General features: G+C 71.8%; 12 protein-coding genes. 2 read left to right on the top strand and 10 right to left on the bottom strand.

The genetic code is table 11. The features are described 5' to 3' along the window. Nucleotides 1-28: 28 nt before the first annotated feature. On the bottom strand, nucleotides 29-1,270 hold the full coding sequence (locus LDO26_RS06790) for a sensor histidine kinase (RefSeq protein WP_232130327.1): 1,242 nt from the start codon (nucleotides 1,268-1,270) through the stop codon (nucleotides 29-31). Between the two features lie 536 nt (nucleotides 1,271-1,806). Between LDO26_RS06790 and LDO26_RS06785 the strand changes: the two genes are divergently transcribed. Next, a complete protein-coding gene (locus LDO26_RS06785; protein ID WP_232130326.1) occupies nucleotides 1,807-2,364 on the top strand; it encodes an OmpA family protein in 558 nt (185 codons plus the stop codon). A gap of 27 nt (nucleotides 2,365-2,391) precedes the next feature. Next, the gene (locus tag LDO26_RS06780; RefSeq protein WP_232130325.1) at nucleotides 2,392-2,781 is read left to right on the top strand and encodes a DUF4280 domain-containing protein; all 390 of its coding nucleotides are present in this window, start codon (nucleotides 2,392-2,394) and stop codon (nucleotides 2,779-2,781) included. Nucleotides 2,782-2,811: 30 nt separating this feature from the next. On the opposite strand, the gene LDO26_RS06775 is transcribed toward LDO26_RS06780, so the two are convergent. From LDO26_RS06775 to LDO26_RS06735, 9 genes are all read right to left on the bottom strand, one after another. Next, the gene (locus tag LDO26_RS06775; protein ID WP_232130324.1) at nucleotides 2,812-4,413 is read right to left on the bottom strand and encodes a hypothetical protein; all 1,602 of its coding nucleotides are present in this window, start codon (nucleotides 4,411-4,413) and stop codon (nucleotides 2,812-2,814) included. A 10-nt stretch (nucleotides 4,414-4,423) separates the two neighbouring features. Next, nucleotides 4,424-4,780 (bottom strand): hypothetical protein, encoded by a 357-nt coding sequence (locus LDO26_RS06770; RefSeq protein ID WP_232130323.1) that lies wholly within the window; start codon nucleotides 4,778-4,780, stop codon nucleotides 4,424-4,426. A 14-nt stretch (nucleotides 4,781-4,794) separates the two neighbouring features. Further along, nucleotides 4,795-5,361 (bottom strand): DUF4123 domain-containing protein, encoded by a 567-nt coding sequence (locus tag LDO26_RS06765; protein ID WP_232130322.1) that lies wholly within the window; start codon nucleotides 5,359-5,361, stop codon nucleotides 4,795-4,797. A gap of 41 nt (nucleotides 5,362-5,402) precedes the next feature. Further along, a complete protein-coding gene (locus LDO26_RS06760) occupies nucleotides 5,403-7,493 on the bottom strand; it encodes a type VI secretion system Vgr family protein (protein WP_232130321.1) in 2,091 nt (696 codons plus the stop codon). 180 nt (nucleotides 7,494-7,673) lie between these two features. After that, nucleotides 7,674-10,334 carry a type VI secretion system ATPase TssH gene (gene tssH, locus LDO26_RS06755; RefSeq protein ID WP_232130320.1) on the bottom strand — a complete coding sequence of 887 codons (2,661 nt, stop codon included), beginning with the start codon at nucleotides 10,332-10,334 and terminating at the stop codon, nucleotides 7,674-7,676. Continuing rightward, nucleotides 10,325-11,524 (bottom strand): type VI secretion system baseplate subunit TssG, encoded by a 1,200-nt coding sequence (tssG, locus tag LDO26_RS06750; protein WP_232130319.1) that lies wholly within the window; start codon nucleotides 11,522-11,524, stop codon nucleotides 10,325-10,327. The genes tssH and tssG overlap by 10 nt, the downstream gene beginning before the upstream one ends. Nucleotides 11,525-11,526: 2 nt before the next feature. After that, nucleotides 11,527-13,362 carry a type VI secretion system baseplate subunit TssF gene (gene tssF / locus LDO26_RS06745; protein ID WP_232130318.1) on the bottom strand — a complete coding sequence of 612 codons (1,836 nt, stop codon included), beginning with the start codon at nucleotides 13,360-13,362 and terminating at the stop codon, nucleotides 11,527-11,529. A 257-nt stretch (nucleotides 13,363-13,619) separates the two neighbouring features. Beyond that, nucleotides 13,620-15,386, bottom strand: a complete 1,767-nt coding sequence (locus tag LDO26_RS06740) for an MltA domain-containing protein (RefSeq protein ID WP_232130317.1) — start codon at nucleotides 15,384-15,386, stop codon at nucleotides 13,620-13,622. Nucleotides 15,387-15,549: 163 nt separating this feature from the next. Continuing rightward, the coding region (locus tag LDO26_RS06735; RefSeq protein ID WP_232130316.1) for a transposase at nucleotides 15,550-16,008 on the bottom strand (459 nt) is incomplete at its 5' end.

The following is a 16,008-nucleotide window of genomic DNA, read 5'->3' as shown; positions in this document are numbered from 1 at the left end:
CGCTCGAGCTCTGCGGGCGAGGTGGAGATCAGCCGCTGGCGGGCAGCAGGGGGGTGGGGCCGAGCTTGCCGCGGCCGGTGTCGGCAGCGGCGCCGGGCCGCGTGGGATCGACGGTCGCCGCGGCAGGCAGGTCGATCCAGAACACGCTGCCGCGGCCCAGTGCCGAACGCATGCCGATGTCGCTGCCCAGCAGCGTCGCGATCCGCGCGCAGATCGGCAGGCCCAGCCCGAGCCGGCGTTCGCGATGCCGCTCGCTGCGCGAGAGCTGGAAGAAGGTCTCGAAGATCTGCCCCTGGTGCAGGCCGGCGATGCCGACGCCGTTGTCGCGGACTTCCAGGCGGACGTCCCGGCCGCGCCGCCGTGCGGCCACCAGCACCCGCCCGCCGGCGGCGCTGTCGCGGGCATTGGCGACCAGGTGCTGCAGCAGGATCGACAGCAGTGCGGGATCGCTGCGGACCGCGAGGGCGTTGTCGCGCCAGCGCATCGCCGGTGCGTCCGCTGCCGCACCGGCGATCATTGCCGCCTGCAGCGTCGCGAACAGCGCGCGGATCTCGACGCGGGCCGGCTGGACCTGTACCACGCCCGCTTCGAGCCGCGCATGCAGCAGCAGCTCGTCGAGCAACCGGCGCGCCGCGTTGGCGCTCTGCTGCAGACGCTCGATCGCCTGGTGCTGCGCCGGCGTTCCGGCATGCCGCTGCAGCGATGCCACGAACAGTTCGATCGCCTGCAACGGCTGGCGCAAGCGGTCGCCGACCACCGCCAGGAACTGCGCGCGACCCGCGCCGGCCCGTGCGGCGTCGGCCTGGTAGTGCGCGCTCTGCCGGGTGTGCTGCAGCAGCAACTGGCGGTCGTCGTCGATCCGCCGCAGCAGACCGTCGATCCGGGCCTGCACCGCCGCCAGTTCGTCGCGGCCGTCGGCGCTGGCGCATCGCGGGTCGTCCGCCAGCGCGCGCAGGGGACGCAGTACCTGGCCATCGATCCGCAGCAGCACCGCCGCGAGTGCCGCCAGCACCGCGATCGCGGCCAGTGCGCAGCCGATGGCGATCCGCCGGTGCTGTTGCCGCAGTGGCGCAGGGACGCCGTGGCCGGGCGCTGCTTCGACGCCGCGGGGCACGGACACCTGCGCCCGGCCGGTCTGCTGTCCGTCGCCTTCGAAACGCTGCGTGGCCGCGTTCCGCAACCACAGCCCCGCGACCAGGATCGCGGCCAGCGCCAGCACCGCGACCGGCAGGAAGGTCGTGCGCAGCAGCTCGCCGCGAAGTCCGGACATGAGGCTCATGGCGCGGGCAACGGCGGCGTGCGCACGGGCCGGCCATGCCCGCTCGCGGAGCAGCGGGACGCGGTGGTCGGGCGCGGCGCATGCAGGAGGAACATGCGTCATCTGTACGCCGTCGCGGCCGCCGCGGCGATAGCCATTCCGGCGTATGCCGTCGGATAGCGGCCGGAACAACGGTCTCCACGGATTTCCGGTGGCGCGATCGCAGGTCGGGGCCACGCCCCCGATGCCGGGACTGCGGATGACGCCGACTGTTGCAATGTCCGATCCCCGCCCGGTACGTGGCCGGACGCCGGCAGATTTCCCGTCAGAGGTTGAGAGCCGATTGAACGTCGTAGCTAGACCGTTGCGGGACGCCTACACGTGCGGTCCGGCGCCTGTCGCGGCAGGCGGGCGAACGCCGTTCGGCCTTTCAGACCAGGCGACCTATGGCGAATGGCGTATCGCAATCCCGCGGTCGCGCCGCGACACTCGTCCGGTCGTCATTGTGTTCCGTCCGCGCGTGGCGCGGCCCCATCGGAGATTCCATCATGGCAAGCGTTCGTCTGGTTGCATTCGTCGGTCTGCTGACGCTCAGCGGTGCGCTGTGCGCGCAATCGAACTTCGGCGGGCAGGAACCATCGGTCGACCAGATCGTCGACCAGCTCCGCGCCCGGCCGGACGACGACACGATCGATACCGGCCGCACCCGCGCGCTGCGCCCGGGCGCGGCCGCCGGCGCCACCGCGGCGCCCGAACCGGCGCCGAAGGCGTCGATCTCGATGCAGGTGCAGTTCGCGTTCAACTCGACCCGGATCGAGGGCGGCTCGCAGCAGACGATGGAGAACCTGGCCACCGCGCTGGCGTCGCCGCAGCTGCAGGACCGCAGCTTCACCATCGTCGGCCACACCGACGCGGTCGGCTCGGCGGCCTACAACCAGCGGCTGTCGCAGGCGCGCGCGCGTTCGGTCCGCGACTTCCTGGTCCAGCGCGGCGTCGATGCGTCGCGGCTGCGCACCGAGGGCAAGGGGTTCTCGGAACTGGTGAATACCGCCGATCCGGCCGCGGACGAGAACCGCCGGGTCGAGATCGTCGCCACCAGCCACTGACGCCCGGCCCGCGGCCTGGAGCCCGGCATGGTCCCGCACGTCGTCAACGGTGCGATGCTGATGTGTTCGTTCGGGGTCGCGCCGGCGCCGCTGGTGGTGCTGCCGGTCAACCGGATGCTGTCGAGCCAGCAGCCGGCGGCGACGATCATGGACCACAAGCCGATGGTCAACATCCAGCCGTTCGGCATGTGCACGTCGATCGCCAACCCGGCGGTCGCCGCGGCCACGTCGGCCGCGCTCGGCGTGCTGACGCCGATGCCCTGCGTGCCGGCGACACCGGCGCCGTGGGTGCCGGGCAGCCCGACCGCGCTGCTGAACAACCAGCCCTGCCTGAACATGACCAGTACCTGCAACTGCATGTGGGCGGGCGTGATCACCGTCGCCAATCCCGGGCAGACGACCGAGCTGATCCCGTAGAGCGGAGCAAGCTCCGCTCTGCGTTCATGTTCAGCCGAACAGACCACCGAGGCTGTCGCCGAGCGCATTGCCGGCATTGGCGAGCGAGCTGGCCGCCTGGCTGGCGGCGGCGCCGGCGGCCTCGGCCGCGCTGCCGGCCTGGGCGATGGCCTGGTCCGCGGCCTGCTGCGCGGCCTGCGTGGCCTCGGCGATCGCCTGGCCGGCCTGGTCGAGCGCCTGCTGCGCCGCGGTGCCGGCCTGTTGCGTCGCCTGCTCCACCGCGGCCTGCGCCTGTTCCAGGGCCTGCTGCGCGGCGCCGGCGATCGCCTCCTGCGCCTGCTGCGCGCCGGCGCTGGCCTGGTCGAGTGCCTGCTGTGCGGCACCGGCGACCTGCTGCTGGACCTGCTCGGCGGCCTGCTGGGCCTGGTCGAGCGCCTGCTGCGCGGCATCGGTGGCCTGCTGCTGGACCTGGTCGACGGCGGCCATGCACTGGTCGCGCACCTGCTCCACTGCCTGCTGGGCCTGTTGCTGCACGCCGTCGACGGCGTCCTGGACCTGCTTGAGGCAATCGTCGACCGTGGTCCGGACCGTGTCGCGGGCTTCGTCGAGCGCGGCCTTCGCGGTCGCGATCGCTTCCTGCGCGGTGTCGTTGGCCAGCTGCTGCGCCTGGTCCAGCGCGTCCATGGCCCGGTCGATCGCATCGGTGACCTCGCCCAGCAGCGATTCGGCCTGGTCGATCGCGCTGTTGGCCTGCGCGACCAGCGCGTCGACCGCGTCGAGGTTGTTGAGCGCGTTGCCCAGCGCGTTCGTCGCGCAGTCGACCTGCCGGGTCGCCGCGTCGCGCAATGCCCGGACATAGGGGCAGTCGGCGCTGGGCAGTTCGACCGGCAGGTCGGGGAATTGGCCGGGCAGCGCATCGAGCGCATCGCCCAGCGCGCCCAGCACGTCGTCGACGGGCCCGCGCACCTCGCCGAGCATGTCCTGCAGCGCCTGCGTCGAGGCGCCGGCCAGGATGTCGCGGGCCAGGCCGATCGCCTGGTTGGCGCCATCGAGCGCGGTGTTCATGGTGTCGGCGATCAGGCCGGTCGCGTTGTCGACCATCGCATTGGCCTTCTCCAGTGCCGCCTGCGCCACGCCTTCCGCCAGCGCCTGGGCCTCGTCGAGCTTCTGCGCGGCCGCATCCATCGCTCCCTGCACGACGCCCTGCATCTGGGCCTGGGCCTGGTCGATCGCGTCCTGCGCGGTGGCCAGCGCCTGGTCGGCCAGCTCGCCGGCCATGCGCTGGGCGTCGTCGACCGCCTGGTTGGCCTGGTCCAGCGCACCCTGCGCCGCGTTCTGTGCGGCGGCGCGGGCATCGCTGACGGCCTGGTTGGCCTGGTCGATCGCGCCCTGCGCGGCCTGGGTCGCCTGGTCGGTGGCCTGCGCGAGCGCCTGCTGCGCCTGCTGCAGCGCACCGTTGGCGGCATTGCCGGCGGCCTGGGTCGCGGTCTGGATCGCGCCCTGGGCCTCGTTGATCGCGCCCTGCGCGGCCTGGGTGGCCTGCTGCGCGGCCGCATCGGCGGCCTGGGCCGCCTGCTGGACCGCCTGGCCCGCGGCCTGCTGCACGGCGGCCGCCGAGGGCAGTCCGGCCATGGCGTCGTCGAATACGTTCATCGCGGCACGCTCATCGTGGTGTCATCCGTTGCAGGCTGCCCCAGGCCTGGGTCAGCCAGGTTTCGAGCAGCAGCGCGCGGTCGGCCAGCGGCCGTTCGCGGGCGGCGAGAATGCTGCGCACGCCCGGGTCGCGGGCGACGGCCTGGCGTCCCATCGCGCAGTTGGCCAGCACGAACAGCGCCGCGGCGCGCTGGCTGCGCAGGCCATGGCCGTGCGCTTCGGCCAGCAGCGCGTCGAGCTCGGCGTCCAGCGCATCGGCCGGCGCCGTGCGCAACGCGGGAAAGTGCTCGAGCACGAATGCGCGCGTGCGCGCGTGCATGCTGCGGTTGCCGATCGTCGCCATCTGTTTGCGTTTGAAGCGGAGCATGGCAGGACGCCTCCTCAGGCGGTTGCGGCCGCGGCCAGCACGATGCCGTGGCCATGCGCGTCGCCGTTGTGGTCGAAGCGCAGCACCGTGTCGGCTCGGGCGCTCTCGACGATGAAACTGCGCACCGGTCCGAAGAAACCGCGGCGCGCGGCGCTGTCCAGTTCCGGGATCACCACCCGGAACGCCCGCGGATCGTAGAAGCGGAAGAACATCGCCTGGCCGTCTGGGTCGAGTACCCGCAGGTGCCGGCGCAGGTGCTGGCGCAGGTCGTACAGGTCGACGCCGGGCGCGGCCCGCAGCACGATGCCCCAGTGGTCGTTCCAGCCCTGGCGTAGCACCTGTTCGGCGAAGGGATGGCCGGGCTCGAGGCGGACCAGGTGCGGTGCGGCCGACTCGAGCACCGGATCCAGCGCGCCGGAGAACAGGCAGGCGTACTCGCAGTCCGACGCCGCCAGGCGTTCGGGCAGCGCCTCGACCATCGCCCCGTCCAGCACCGCGAACACGTTGCCGGCCGCCCCGGCGCGGGCCGCGCCGTTGAAGACCACCTCGCGGAGGCGTTCGAGCAGCATCGAATCGATCACCGTGGCGTCCCGTGCTGTTGGCCCATGTCCGCTTCCATCCTTCAGCGCATCGCCATCAGGGCCTGACGCGCGCCCTCGCACGCGGCGCAGAACGGCTGCGCCTGTTTGGCGGCATTGCGCAGCGCTTCGGCCTGCACCTGCTGGTCGGTGTTGCTGACCTTGCCGGCCTTGTCCTCGACGGCTTCCTCCGCGGTCTTGGCCTGGTCGGGCTTGTCGCCCTTCTTCGCCGACAGCGGCGCACCGCCGCAGTTGACCCGCACCAGCGCACCGTCGAGGGTCACCCCGGCCGGGCCGAGGGTGATCGAGCTGCCGCCGGCCTTCAGGCTGATCTGGACCCCGGCCTCGAGCACGATGTTCATGCCGCCCTTGACGTGCACCTCGGTGCCGGCGTCCAGGCTGGTCTCCATGCCCACCGACATGTGCAGGTTCTGCCCGGCCGCGAACAGCGCGCTGGCGCCGACGTCGACGTGCGCCTCCCGGGCCACGCGGCTCAGGCTGCGGCCGTCGACGACGCGATGGTCCTCGTTGCCGATGTGCTCGAGCCGGTCGCCGCCGACGGTCAGCTGCTGCTGCTGCGCCACCGATGTCGTGCGGTCGTTGCCCACGCGGGTCTGCAGGTCCTTCTGCGCGTGCAGGAACACCTCCTCGTTGCCGGCCCGGTCCTCGAAGCGCAGCTCGTTGAAGCCGCCACCGCCCTTGCTGCTGTTGCTCTTGAGCGTGGACCGGGTCTGATGTTCGGGCAGCGCGTACGGGGGTTTGTTGCGGCCGTTGTAGACGCTGCCGATGACCAGCGGGCGATCCGGATCGCCGTGCTCGAACGCGACCAGCACCTCCTCGCCGATGCGCGGCAGCGTGAACGTGCCCCAGCCGGCGCCGGCGTGGCTGTGCGCGACCCGGATCCAGCACGAGCTCTTGTCGTCGGACCGGCTGCGCCGGTCCCAGAAGAAATGCACCTTGATCCGGCCGTGCTCGTCGGTGTGGATCTCCTCGCCGGGCGGGCCCACCACCAGCGCGCTCTGCGGGCCGTGCACCATCGGCCTGGGCGTGCGCGCATGGTCGCGGTAGACGACGTCCTTGGGGATCGCGGTGAAGCGGTTGGCGTAGCTGCTGACCGCGCCGTCGCGGCCGACGTTGTTGCTGCCGCGATGCTCGACCGACAGCAGCAGGTACTCGCGGTTGAGTTCGTCGTGCGGGTGGTCCTCGAGCGTGAAGCGGTAGCCGGGCACCAGCGTGCGCACGGTGCTGGTGCCGTCGACGATCTCGTGCTCGGCCTCCTCGGCCTCCATCCGGGTCTTGGCGATCGCCTCGCCGTCGCTGGTCTCCAGATAGCCACCCGGATAGACGAAGCGTTCGTAGTTGCCGTTGTCGCCGATGTCGACCAGCGAGGCGACCGAGGTCTCCAGCAGGTCGCCCGGGCGCAGGAAGTTGTAGTCGCGGGCGACGAAGCGGCCGCTGCCCAGCGCCTGCCGCCGCGACAGCGACGTGACGGTGTCCTCGTCGCCGGCCAGGCGCGCGGTGGCGAACCGGATCCGGTCGTCGTCGAGCCGGGGATGCTCGTCGTTGCTGTCGGTGAAGACCAGCGTCTCGACCTCGCCGCTGTACTTGACGAAGTAACGGATGCCGGCGCGCTCGAGCAGGCGCGAGATGAAGTCGAAGTTGGTCTCGCGGTACTGGGTGCAGTAGAGCAGGTCGGGATAGTGGCCGACGTGCATCTCGTAGTCGCTGAGCCCGAACTCGCCGAGGATCGTATCGACGATCGCCGGCACGCTCTCGTTCTGGAAGATCCGCGAATCCTCGTGCAGCGTCATCGTCCACCAGGCCGGCACCACCACGCATCGGTAGGCGGTCAGCGCCGCGTCTTCGGCGCCGGGGTCGTGGTGTTCGCCGATGCGTTCGAACGCGCGGACCATGCCGGCCCAGTGGCGTTCGCCGGTGTCGGTCTCGATGCGCAGGCTGACCCGCTTGCCGATCAGTTCGCGGGCCTCGATGTCGTCGCGCTCGGACACCACCAGCAGGCGGAACTCGAACGCCCGCGAGATCGCCTCGTGCCCCTCGAACTCGCGGATCAGCAGGACGTCCTCGCCGAGCGGGGTGCTCAGCAGGAACAGGCGATGGCTGGTCGAATAGGACATGGACGGAGCACCAGGCGCCGCGACGGCGGCACGTCAGTCGCGGCTATCGTCGGCGCCGGGCGGCGCCGGCGACATTCGCAATACGGCCTAGCCCAAGCGGACGAGGGCGCCGGCTGGGGAGCGACGGCCGCCCGTTCCCGCACGGCGCAGGCTTCCGGTCGGGGGTCACGACGGGGCCGTTCACTGGACGTCGTAGGCGAAGTTGCCAGCGGCATCGAGGCCGGCGCGGATCGTCGAGACGCGCTCGCCGTCGGCCATCCTGCCGAGCACGCTGGTGGCGATCTCCGGCAGCAGGGTGCCGGTGAGGATGTTGTCGATCGCGCGCGCACCCGAGTCCACCTCGGTGCAGCGCGCGGCGACCGCGGTCACCAGCTCCGGGCTGTAGTCGAAGCTGGCGCCGTGGTTGGCGCCGATGCGGCGGCCGATCTTGTCGAGCTTGAGCCGCACGATCCGCTGCAGCTGCTCGTCGCGCAGCGGCAGGTACGGGATCACCGTCGTGCGGCCGATGAACGCCGGCTTGAACACGCGGTTGAGCTCGGGCCGCATCAGCGCGTCGAGCTCGTCGGGCGCCGGCTCGCCGTCGCGGCAGGCATCCATGATGACGTCGGTGCCGGCGTTGGAGGTCAGCAGGATCAGCGTGTTCTTGAAGTCGATCTCGCGGCCCTCGCCATCCTCCATCTTGCCCTTGTCGAAGACCTGGAAGAACAGCTCCAGCACGTCCGGGTGCGCCTTCTCCACCTCGTCGAGCAGCACCACCGAATACGGCCGGCGCCGCACCGCCTCGGTCAGCACGCCGCCCTCGCCATAGCCCACGTAGCCGGGCGGCGAGCCCTTGAGGCTGGAGACGGTGTGCGCCTCCTGGTACTCGGACATGTTGATGGTGATCATGTTGCGCTCGCCGCCGTAGAGCACGTCGGCCAGCGCGATCGCGGTCTCGGTCTTGCCCACGCCGGAGGTGCCGACCAGCAGGAACACGCCCTTGGGCTTGCCCGGGTCCTCCAGGTTGGCGCGCGAGGTGCGCACGCGCTGGGCGATCGCGTCGAGCGCGTGGCCCTGGCCGATCACCCGCTCGGCCAGCAGTTCGTGCAGGCGCAACACCGTCTGCACTTCGTCGCTGACCATCTTGCCGACCGGCACGCCGGTCCACGAGGCGATGATCTGCGCGACCGCGTTGCCGTCGACCAGCGCGTTGACCATCGGCGCGTGGCCCTGCAGCGCCGCCAGCTCCGCGCGCAGCCCGCGCACGCGGGCGCGCACGTCGTCGATGCCGGGCGCATCGTCGGCCAGTCCGGCCAGTCCGGCCAGCGCGGTCAGCTCTGCGCCGAGCGCGTCGACCAGCGTCTTCTCCTGCGCCCAGCGCGCCTCCAGCTGCTGCAGCCGCGCGTCCAGCGCGGCGTCCTCGGCATCGATCGCGGCCATGCGCTCGGCATGGTCGTTGCCGGCCGAGGCCTCGGTGGCCAGCAGCCCGCGCTCGGTGGCCAGCACCGCGCGCTGCTGGCGCGCGTCCTGGATCTCGGCCGGCACCGCGTTCTGGCTGATCGCGATCTTCGCGCAGGCGGTGTCGAGCACGCTGACCGCCTTGTCCGGCAGCTGCCGCCCGGCGATGTAGCGCGACGACAGCTTCACCGCGTCGACGATCGCCTCGTCGAGGATCCGCACCCCGTGGTGCGCGGCCATGGCCGCGGCCATGCCGCGCAGCATCGCCAGCGCACGCGCTTCCTCCGGCTCCTCGATCTTGACGACCTGGAAGCGCCGGGTCAGCGCCGGGTCCTTCTCGAAGTACTTCTTGTATTCCGACCAGGTCGTGGCCGCGATCGTGCGCAGCTCGCCGCGCGCCAGCGCCGGCTTGAGCAGGTTGGCGGCGTCGTTCTGCCCGGCCGCGCCGCCGGCGCCGATCAGCGTGTGCGCCTCGTCGATGAACATGATGATCGGCTTCGGGCTGGCCTTCACCTCGTCGAGCACGCCCTTCAGGCGCGCCTCGAACTCGCCCTTGACGCTGGCGCCGGCCTGCAGCAGGCCGAGGTCGAGCGCCAGCAGCTCGACGTTCTGCAGGATCGGCGGCACCAGGCCCTCGACGATGCGCCCGGCCAGGCCTTCGACGACCGCGGTCTTGCCGACGCCGGCTTCGCCGGTGAGGATCGGGCTGTTCTGCCGGCGCCGGGTCAGGATGTCGATCATCTGCCGGATCTCGGCGTCGCGGCCGAGCACCGGGTCGAGCGCGCCATCGCGCGCGCGCCGGGTCAGGTTGATGCAGTACTTGTCGAGGTTCGGCGTCGCGCTGGGCTTGCCGCCCGGCCGCCCGTCGGCCTCGCCGGGCGTGGCCGCGGCGCCGGCCGCGCCATCGCCGAGCAGTTTCGCGTCGCGCGCCTCGACCGAGCCGTCGGCGATCGCATGGAAGTTCTCCAGCAGCGTCTCGACGTTGACCGCCATCGCCTCCTGCACCGGGCGCGACAGCAGGCGCCTGAGGTCCGGATCGGACACCAGCGCCAGCAGCAGGTGGCCGCTGCGGATCCGGCTCTCGCCCAGCTCCAGGGATGCGACCACCCAGGCGCGTTCCAGCAGCTGCGGCAGGTGCGGCGACAGCGACGGCGTGCGCGTGTTGCCGGACTTCAGGCCGGCGAGCGACTCCTCCAGCGCGCGCTCGAGCGCTTCGGGCGTGTGCTCGAACTGGCGCAGGATCCGGCGGATGTCGCTGTTGTCGACTTCCACCAGCTTCAGCAGCAGGTGTTCGATCTCGACGTCGTGGTGGCTCCGCGACAGGCACAGCCCGGCCGCGGCTTCGAGTGCGGCGCGGCAGGTGGTGTTGAGTCGGGCCACCGTCGCGCGTGGGTTCACTGCCATGAAGCGTCTCCCATTGCATGGAAGTGGAACGCCACGTCGTCGGCGGGCCGCGGCGTGCGGCGTCCGGCGAGCCAGGTATTCCACCCGAGTCGTGCGGCCTGCCTGTCGCGGCCGCTGAGTGTGATGCGCGGCACCTGGTCCGCGCGCAGTACCAGCCTGAAACGCAGATCCAGCGCCAGTCCGGTCAGGAACCGGGTCAGCTCGACCAGCGACCCGAGCAGTTCGCCGTCCGGCAGCAGCCGGTCGAAGCGCGCGCGGTCGAGCGGCCCGACGACCAGCTGCACCGTGGTCTGGCGGTCCCAGAACAGGCCGCCCAGCACCACGCCGTCGCCGAGCGCGTGCGCCTGCCTGCCGAGCCGGGTGCGGTCGGCCGCGGCGATCCGCTGCCAGTGGCCGAAGCAGCCGTGGGCGACGACCCGCGCGCCGACGACGTCGCCGACGACCTGCGAGATCGATCCCAGTCCGTGCGGGCGCTGGCTGATCAGGCCGCTGTAGTAGGCGAGCGCGGCCGCGGGCAGCCGCGGGCGGGTGTCGCGCGCATCGCGCGTGCGGTGCAGCTGCCGGTGCAGCGCCGGCGTACCCAGCCCGATCAGGTCGTGGATGTGGCGCGCGATGCCGCGGTGCGCGCCGGCCTCCAGCTCCACCTCCGGGCGGTGCTTGCGCCATGCATGCCAGAACAGCAGCAGCAGGCGGTGGTTGAAGATGTCGAAGAAATCGCGCGGGCCGTGGTCGCGGCGACGTTCGCGCGCGATCAGCCAGCGGGTGTAGGCATGCGGCAGCGTGCCGCTGGGCCCGGTCAGGCCGAAGAAGTTGACGACCATCCGCGGCGCGGCGTCGCCGGCGCCGGACAGCAGTGTGTCGATCTCGTTGGGTGGGAAGCTCAGCGACCCGGTCACGCCGAAGCGCACCGGATCGTGGCCATCCAGCCGCGATGCGTCCTGGCCGGCCGCGCGGTACAGCAGCCGCACCGCCTGGAAGAACCGGTAGCGGGTCGGCGCCGCGTGCAGCGCATCGAGCGCGGCGACCGGCTGCAGCACCGGTGCGAGTACGGCGCGATCCGTGCCGGTGCGCGTGCCGGTCCGCGGACCGGCGGCGGGCGACGTCGCGGGCGCCGGATCCGCCGTCGCGTCCACGACGGCATCGATGGACGCGTCGGTGCCGGCAGGCGGATCGGGATCGGCGTGCGCCATGGTCATACCAGCGGCAACGCGCCGCTGCGCGGCGGGAAGCGCACCAGCGGCTGCTCGCGTTGCCGGCAGTGCGCGCTGAGCCGGGTATAGGAGTTGGCGGTGCAGTACAGGCCGAAGAAGATGTCGAGCACGCGCGCCAGCAGGTAGACGCCGCTGCCGACGAAGTGGTCCTCGTCGAACGTCAGGTCGATCTCGGTGCCGCGCACGAACGACTGCCGCGGCGCGCGCCCGACCCGGGTCGACGAGGCGTGGCTGTCGACCGCGACGATGCCGGCGATCTGCCGGCGCAGGCTGTTGCTGTCGCCGAAGTTGTACAGGCTGAGGATCTCCAGCAGGGCGTCGCGGCCGTTCTCGACCAGCGACAGGTGGTTCAGCGACAGGTGCGAGATCAGCCGCCACTGGTTTGCCATGCGCATCGGCGCGCGCCAGGTCGCGGACGGCTTCTTGAGCAGCGTCGCGCTGGCGATCGCGCCGCCGTCGACCAGCTGCAGCACGCTGTCGTCGCCGCCGAACGGCAGCTGCGCCGGCAGGTCGCGGTTGGTGCAGGTCAGGCGCAGCGACAGCGTGTCGATGGCCGGCACGCGCGGGTCCATGTTGCGGTCGACCAGCGAGATCGACAGTTCGCTGCCGTCGTCGCTGGCCTGCGTCGACGGCCGCCGCTGGGCGAACCAGAAACTGCTGGCCGGATCGCCCTGCAGGCCGTGGCGGATCGAGAAGAACGGCAGGAACTCGACCACGTCGTCCTGCTGCGCGCCGCGGCTGGCCTTGCGCACGCTGTCGATCGAGTAGACCTCCAGCCCGAGCGGACGCCGCGCGTCGGGCACGACCGGATACTCGAACACCTCCTGGCTCAGCCGGATCGGTTCGGCCTGTTGCGGGAACAGGTTGACGATCGGCGTGCAGTTGAGCCGGAAGCTGTTGCGGTCGACGGTCTGCTCCAGCCGCGCCGCGCGCTCGGCGCGCTCGAAGGCGCCGACATGCACGCGGATGTCGACCGGTTGCGAGAAGCGCGCCAGGTCCAGGCCGACCAGGTCGACGAACAGGAACTTCTCCGGCAGCACGAAGTACTCCTGCAGCAGCCGGTAGCCGAGGAACGAGCGCGGATCGTAGTCGAGCAGGCCCTCGTCCTCGGCGAAGCCGACCGGCTGCACCGCCTCGGGGCCCAGCCGCAGCGGTGGCAGCGCACTGTCGCCGCCGGTGCCGTGCACGCTGACCGCCGACACGCTGTTGAGCAGCAGTTCGTAGAGCGCGTGCACCAGCGGGCTTTCCCCGTCGAGATACAGGCGCAGGCGGCCCAGGCCCAGCGCCTTGAAGCTGTTCTGTCCCTGCGGCTGCAGGCGCAGGCGGACCGTGGCCACGGTGTCGGTGCCCTGCGAGGCGAACGCCGAGCGCTCGATCGGCTCGAACGCGGCCTCGGCGATCGAGACCGGCCAGATGTCGACCGGGTAGGCGGTGCGGTAGCGCACCGGCATGCCCTTGACCGGACGGGTCAGCAGTCCGGTCTTCGCCGGCACGTGCTGCACGGCGGTCAGCTCGGTGTTCGGCGCGGGCTGCAGCTGCGCGATCGACATCGACGGCACCGGCCGCAGGAAATGCGGATACAGCACCGACAGCAGCGCATCGGTGATCTGCGGGAACTCGTCGTCGATCTTCTTGTGGATCCGCCCGGTCAGGAACGCGAACGACTCGATCATCCGCTCGACGTGCGGGTCCTCGCAGTTGTCGCCCTCGATCAGCAGTCGCGACGCGATCTTCGGATAGCGCTGGGCGAACTCCCCCGACAGCTTGCGCAGCGCGGTCAGTTCGCGCTCGTAGTAGGGAAGGATGTCGTCGAACATGCGCGCCGCCCCGGGAACCGTCCGCGCGGCGGATGCGCGCGCAGTGATGCAGGGCTTCGAGTCTAGGCAGCGGTGCCCGATGGCGACATAGACCGCACGGTCTATGCCCTCGGCACGAGGCCGGTGCGGGGCGAGCGGGCGTTGCAGGGGGCATGTGGATCCGGGTACACGCGACGGCCCCCCGATTCCGTCATCCCCGCCTGCGCGGGAATGACGGAGAGTCGTCCGGCCGCTACCGCCTGGAACCGGCCCGGACGCTACTCTTCGGACGCCATGCCGAACTCGACGCAGAACTCCGGATCGGCGACCACGCAGTCCGGCAGCTGCTGCCGCGCGTTGCCGCGCAGGCGCATGCCCGAAGCGGCGACCGCGCTGATCGGCTGCTGGCGCGGCAGCAGCAGCCACATCTGCATCGTGTCGTTGGTCGCCAGCGCCAACCGGCCGGCGCTCTCGCCGAAGCCCCAGAAGAAGTCCGCGCGCACGCTGCCGCGGATCGCGCCGCCGGTGTCCTGGGCGAACATCAGCCGTTGCATCGGGCCGCTGCCGCCGGGCTCGCGCGAGGAGATGAACACCGGTGCGCCCAGCGGCGTGGTGCGCGGATCCACCGCGACCGAACGCCCGGCGCTCAGCGGCACGCCGAGCGCGCCGATCGGGCCCTCCGGCCCATCGCCGATGTTGCGGAAGAACACGAAGCTGGGGTCGGGAATCCCGGTGGTGCCGCCGGCGAAGCTGCTGACCGCACCGGCGGGGACCGCTGCCGCGGCGCCGGGCGACGACGCCGCGCTGCCGGCGCCCGTGGCCGGTGCGGCGTTGCCGACCGGGCGCGGCGGCGGCGCGGGGCCTTCGCCCTTCAGTGCCGCGATCATCGCGTCGACCTCGCTGCGGTTCGATGCCGCCGGCCGTGCGGCGGGTGCGCCGGCGGCATCCGGACGTGGTGATGCGGCCGGCGCCGGCTGCGGCCGGGACGGCGTTGCGGGCCGCGGCCGGGGCGCGGCCGGCGCTTGCCCGCTGAGGACGGCGATCATCCGCGCGACCTCGTCGTTGACGCCGGCCGGCAGCTTCGGATCGGGCTGCACCTGGCCGATGCCGGCGCTGCTGCCGGCGATCAGGCCGCGCGCCTTGATCCCGGCGAGCGCCAGGTCCGCATTGCTGCCGCGGGTCACGCGCGGGCGGAACGGATGGCCGTTCTGTTCGGCGTAGGCCAGGCGCAGCAGGCCGCCCTCGCGCAGCATGATCTTGCCCGAGCCCTGCACCTGCATCGAATACAGCTTGTGCGCATCGTCGACCCACGCCAGCACCGGCGCCTGGATCGCGTTCTGCTCGATCTGCTGGCGCGACCAGTACGGCACCACGCGGCGGCCCTCGATGCGCACGCGGAAGCGCTTGTCGCGCACCCCGGCCGCCATGTCGCCCATCGCCAGCTGGTATTCCTGCGAACGGCCGTCGCCCGGCGCGCCGGCGCGCAGGCGGACGCCGTCCTGGTACAGCCACGCCGTGCCCGTGCCGGGCAGCCCGGCGTCGAGCAGCCGCAGGTCGTGCGGCATGCCGTAGACCGGATAGCGGTACTGCGCGTCGCGGCTGCGGCTGCCGTCGAGCAGCGGCTCGAAATAGCCGGTCAGCTTGCCGGTCGCCTCGCGGCCCGACGACAGCACCTGGTAGGCGTAGAAGTGCCGCTCGAAGAACGCGCGCAGCGCCGCCGGATCGTTGCCGGGCACGCCGGCGAAATCCGCGCACAGCTGGTCCCAGACCGACCTGCGGCGCAGCGCCGAGCAGCTCTGGCGCATGCCGTCGACCGACGCGGTGAAATCGTCGTCGCGCCAGCCCGGCAGCTGCGAGAATGCGCGCGGCTCGAACACCGCGTTGCGGGTCTCGAACGGCTGGCCGATGTCGGGCGCTGCCGCGGCGGACAGGCCTTGCGCGTCGGGTCCTGCGGCTTGCGTGTCGGGCGGCAGCTGCGCGTGGAGTTGCAGGCAGGCGAACGTGGCGCAGCACAGCAGGCCCAGGCGGAACGGTAGGCGCGGCATGGCGGATCCCCACGGAAGTGTGGCCGCTACTGTGGCCCCGGCGCCCCGGTGCCGACCATACGCCGGAGGGCATAGCGCGGTTGCCGGCCGGCACCGCGGATGCGGCGGTTGACCTGTCCCTCGGTTCTTCGCCCAAGCCGCGTAGATACCGTCTTGCGGCGGCCTATGCAATGGCGTGTTGGGGATCGAATGGCTTGCCCGAACGCAGGACGCCCCAGACCAGGTGGAGGAGCTTGCGCATGACGGCGCAGACGATGACCTTGCCGGGCTTGCCGCGTTCGGCCAGACGCTCTGCGAAGGTAGCCAGGACCGGATTGTGGCGTTTGGCCACGATCGCCGGCATGTAGAGCCTGGCACGCAGGACGGCATCGCCGATGCGCGAGATGCGGACCTTGCCCTGGTACTTGCCGGATTGGCGCTGGGCCGGGTTGAGGCCGGCATGGGCCACGATCTGGCTGACGTCGCTGTAGCGCGCCAGAGAGCCGAGCGAGGCCAGCAGGGCGGCAGCCGTGGTCTGGCCGATGCCGGGGATGCTGTCGAGCAGGTCGCGGCGCTCACGCAGGTCCGGGTCACTGTCGATGTGTTCGGCGAGCAATCGCTCGATGTTCCGGATCTGCTGCTC

Origin of the sequence: Proluteimonas luteida (assembly GCF_021191695.1) — a bacterium.
Classification (GTDB): domain Bacteria; phylum Pseudomonadota; class Gammaproteobacteria; order Xanthomonadales; family Xanthomonadaceae; genus Luteimonas; species Luteimonas luteida.
The sequence above is the reverse complement of the archived record's forward strand: the minus strand, read 5'-3'. Positions and strand labels throughout refer to the sequence as shown.